The 3,915-nt window shown below is 69.7% G+C and carries 5 protein-coding genes; 2 read left to right on the top strand and 3 right to left on the bottom strand.

Going from position 1 to position 3,915, the window contains the following annotated elements:
• Positions 1 to 121: 121 nt before the first annotated feature.
• Positions 122 to 1,072, bottom strand: a complete 951-nt coding sequence (locus AB0B91_RS64230; protein WP_357659859.1) for a hypothetical protein — start codon at positions 1,070 to 1,072, stop codon at positions 122 to 124.
• 242 nt (positions 1,073 to 1,314) lie between these two features.
• Here AB0B91_RS64230 and AB0B91_RS64225 point away from each other — a divergent pair, with 242 nt between their 5' ends.
• Positions 1,315 to 1,761: a hypothetical protein gene (locus AB0B91_RS64225; RefSeq protein WP_157747252.1), complete on the top strand. Its 447-nt coding sequence runs from the start codon at positions 1,315 to 1,317 to the stop codon at positions 1,759 to 1,761.
• A gap of 204 nt (positions 1,762 to 1,965) precedes the next feature.
• On the opposite strand, the gene AB0B91_RS64220 is transcribed toward AB0B91_RS64225, so the two are convergent.
• Entirely contained in the window at positions 1,966 to 2,511 is a 546-nt protein-coding gene (locus AB0B91_RS64220; RefSeq protein ID WP_358342823.1) for a hypothetical protein, read from the bottom strand.
• 229 nt (positions 2,512 to 2,740) lie between these two features.
• Here AB0B91_RS64220 and AB0B91_RS64215 point away from each other — a divergent pair, with 229 nt between their 5' ends.
• The gene (locus AB0B91_RS64215) at positions 2,741 to 3,478 is read left to right on the top strand and encodes a VOC family protein (RefSeq protein ID WP_089002708.1); all 738 of its coding nucleotides are present in this window, start codon (positions 2,741 to 2,743) and stop codon (positions 3,476 to 3,478) included.
• A gap of 48 nt (positions 3,479 to 3,526) precedes the next feature.
• On the opposite strand, the gene AB0B91_RS64210 is transcribed toward AB0B91_RS64215, so the two are convergent.
• Entirely contained in the window at positions 3,527 to 3,778 is a 252-nt protein-coding gene (locus AB0B91_RS64210) for an e9imm peptide (RefSeq protein WP_089002709.1), read from the bottom strand.
• Positions 3,779 to 3,915 lie beyond the last annotated feature (137 nt).

The following is a 3,915-nucleotide window of genomic DNA, read 5'->3' as shown; positions in this document are numbered from 1 at the left end:
GCTGTTCTCCGGCTTCGATCCGGAGACGCGTACGTACGACCCGAGCAGCTGGGCGCACGCAGAACCCGAATTAACCAACAGCATCCCGAAGTGGTGCCGGGCCCTCGCGCGCTGGTGGTGCTCAGCCGGCCGTGATGGTGAACGAGGTGGTGTCGTCCGCCGGGTCCACGTCGGTCAGGCTCACCACGTAGTCCGAAGTGGGCGTGTATGAGCCCGTGCCCAGTTCACCCGTCGGGGTGCCGGCCGGCGCGGTGAGGATGACGTCGAAGGTGCGCGCCTCACCGGGCACGAACCGGCCGCCCGGCACGGTGAACCAGTCCCAGGAACTCGGCATGTCCTGCGGCTCGATGTGGTCCACCACGACGCCGGCCGGCAGGTCGGCGATGACGTTGAGCCCGAACGAGGGCGCGTCGTTGCCGTACCGGACGGTCAGCGGCATGCGGCCCTGGAGGCTCCCGTCCGGGAGCCGGTCGAGCCTGACCTGGTTCGCGCTCAGCGAGACGTCGGTCTGGGTCGCCTGCACGTACGGCCGAGGCTTGGTGATCTTGCCCTTCGTGGAACGGAACAGGGTCGTGAACGGGGCGCTCTGGACCGGCTCCTGATCGCCGTTCGGCACCACGCCGATCCAGCTGCCGTCGACGACCATCGGGTAGTCCCGAGGGGTCGTCCGGACGTGGAACCGGACGCTGTGCGCCCGGCTGGCACCGGACGCCAGCTCGCCGCTCCCGCTGCCGCAGTTCACCAGGGTGCGGACGCCGACCACGCCCTGCCAGACGCAGGCGTCCTCGGGGAAGACGTGGCCCTCCGCGGCGCCGGCCGGTTCGAGGAAGCTCAGGCTGTAGTAGCTGGCGGTCGGGCCGTTGTTCGTGACCGTGGCGTTGAGCGTGCCGACGTAGCCCTGGTCGGTCGGCTCCAGGATCAGCCGCTGCGCCGCGATGGACAGCGTGCCGGTGCCGGACGTGTGCGGCGCGGCGACGGCCGGGGCCGCGCTGGCGACGGCGGCGGCCGCAACGACCGCCAGGCCGAGCGCGGCGGCCGAGACGCGACGCCCTGTGGACAGAGTGGTGGACATGCTGGACGCACCTTCCCCCGTGGTTCATCACGCGCCGTAGCGGACGCGTGCTGCCCGAGCAACATAACCAGGCTCGTTCCGTCCACGCTGTCCCCCGGGACGAAACGGACCAGCCGCCTCGGTCTGCCCTGCCGGCGCCGGCTCTGCCGCCGGTCCACTCGCGACGAGCGCAGCGGCACGTAGCTGGAAGGGACGCACGGGCCAGCGGCCATCGTCTTGCTCCCCACTGGCATGCTCGTCGCATGCACCCCCACCAGCCCCGCTACGAGCCGATCATGGCTCCGCCCGCACGCCCGGGCCGATGGCGGGTGTGGCTGGCGGTGGTCGCCGGGGCACTCCTGCTGTCCTACGCCCTGTTCACCATCGGTCAGGTGCGCTACCTCGACGCGAACGGCGTCACCACTCAGGCAGAGGTCGTGGACAGGCAGCTCGGTGGCCGCTCGGACTTCGTGCGCGTGCGCGTCAGTTCCGGGGAGGAGATGAACCTCTGGGCGTGGGAGGGATCTCCCGAGGTCGGCGAGACGATGACGGTGGTTCACCTTCGGGGGTCGGACTGGGCCAAGGACGCCCGCGCGTTCGCGCCGGAAGGAAGCGTCTGGCCGGACCTGTGGCTGGGCGCCCTGTTCCTCGGCGGAGCGCTGTGGCAGCAACGCCGCACCCGGCGCGCGTCCGCACCGGGCGGGTACTGACGCGGAGAGTGATTCCGGCAGGTCGGACCGGCACCACTCGGGCAGGCTCTCCGGGCGCCACCGGCCGTCGCGCTTGATCGACTGCCGATGCTGGTTGGCCGGTACCGGGGCAGACCGGGTTCGAGACCTGGCCAGGACGGCATCTTGGTCTGCCAACCCGGGACCGGGGCGGCAGGCCAAGGGTATTCGACCGACGGACGACGGTCAGGAGCTCTTGGGGAGTTCCTGAGGCCACCGCTGGCGGTCGACGCTGTCCCGCCAGTCGGCCACCGGGCCCGATCGCCCAGCACGGGCCGCTTCCCGGTCAACGACCGGGAAGTCTGCCCCGCCAACCAGTTGGTGCGTCCCACGCCCCTGCTCCGTCTTCGCCGCCAGCACATAGGTCGTGCCGGGCCGCAGCAAGGGCTCGCCCTCGACCCGCCAGGTGTCCTTGCCGAGGGTCCCACCCAACTGGACCACCCGTAGCGTCTTGACCGGCTCGCCCTTGAGGGTCATGTCCACTGTCACGTCGAAGACGGTGTAGGGCGCACCGTCGCGCTCCTGCACCTCGGCGACACGGTCCACCGTCGCAACGACGACGTAGTCGGCGAACCCGGCCACCTTCGTCTCATCCTTCACATCGAACGCATAGGACGAGTGCACCGAGTGCATCTCACCCGCGCGCAGCGAGTCGTAGGCCAACCACCCGCCAGAGGCCACCGCGATAGCGACGGTGCCTGCGACCAGCGGTCGAACAAGGCGGCGATCCATGCTCAGCACCCCCATCGTTGTGGTACGAGTCGATGTCCCACGACTACAGGTCGTTGCTCACGTTCGGGTTGTAGCCGTCCACGTGATGCGTGTTCAGTTTGCTGGCTCGATGGTTGTCAACGAACCTGACGATCAGCGAACGCCACCGCATGGGGTAGCGATCACCAGGAACTGCCCGCAGTCCGGTTCGGGCACCACCGCCGACTCGACGGGCCCTAGCATCGTCGGCATGGCAACGCGGCTCGTGCAGATCAACATGAAGGCTCGGGACGACTCCGCCCTGGGCGGCTTCTGGGCCGAGGTGCTCGGGTGGGGAGTCTCCAGCGAGGGCCCCGGCGTGACCAACCTCGAACCCGAGGGCTTCGTCTACCCCGACCCCGTCGCCGTCTGCATCGACCTCATCGTCTCCCCGGAACCGAAGACGGTGAAGAACCGCGTGCACGTCGACCTCGCCACCACCTCTGCGGTCCATCAGGCGGAGATGGTCGCGCGCCTGAAGGAACTCGGCGCGACACCCGCCGACGTAGGCCAAGGCGACGTCCCCTGGACGGTCATGGCCGACCCGGAGGGCAACGAGTTCTGCGTCCTGGACCCCCGTCCGCTCTACCGCGACACCGGGCCGATCGCCGCGGTGGTGGTCGACTGCGCGGATCCGCGTGCCATGGCCCGCTTCTGGGGCGAGGCCACGGACTGGACCCTGCACGAGGTGACCGACCACCACGCGGTGCTGCGCTCCGCCAAGGGTGTCGGCCCATACCTGCGGTTCCTCCGCACACCCGACGCGAAGACCGTGTGGAACCGCGTCCATCTCGACATCCGCCCGTACCCGGGTGACGACCTGGCGGCCGAGGCGGCCAGACTGCGATCCCTAGGTGCCACCGTCATCGACCTCAGCCAGGACGATGTCCCGTGGACCGTCCTCGCCGACCCGGAGGGCAACGAGTTCTGCCTCCTCACTCCCAGCTGACCCGGACCCTCGTCGACCGCGTTCAATGGGGCGCGGCGACAGGTGGAGCTAGGCGATCGGCTGCTCCGTCCACGGAACGGACCGCAGCGCGATCGGCCGATGGGCGCTGGCTCGGTCGACAACCTCGACCGGTGTCAATTCCGGTGCAACCGTGAAGATCAGATCCGAGATGTCCGGGTAGCCCAGGTCGCGTTCGAGCCGGTCCAGCCAGTCGCTCAGCTCGGCGTCGTCCGCGTAGTCGAGCCGCATGATCCGCTCGACGAGCTGAATCGCCTCGTTCCGCGTCAGCTTCGCGGGCAAGGCGCCTCCTCCGACCGGGGCTGATGGCACGCCATCGGCGCGCCGCATGATCCTTGACCGTGGAACCGCGAAGGCCCCCCCCCCGTACCAAAAAAAGTCTGGGGCGGTGGCCGGGGGCGGGGGGCGGGGAAACAAAC

Origin of the sequence: Nonomuraea sp. NPDC049141 (assembly GCF_040648415.1) — a bacterium.
In the GTDB taxonomy this organism is placed as follows: Bacteria; Actinomycetota; Actinomycetes; order Streptosporangiales; family Streptosporangiaceae; genus Nonomuraea.
Note: the sequence above shows the minus strand (reverse complement) of the source record. Positions and strands in the feature narration are given on the sequence as shown.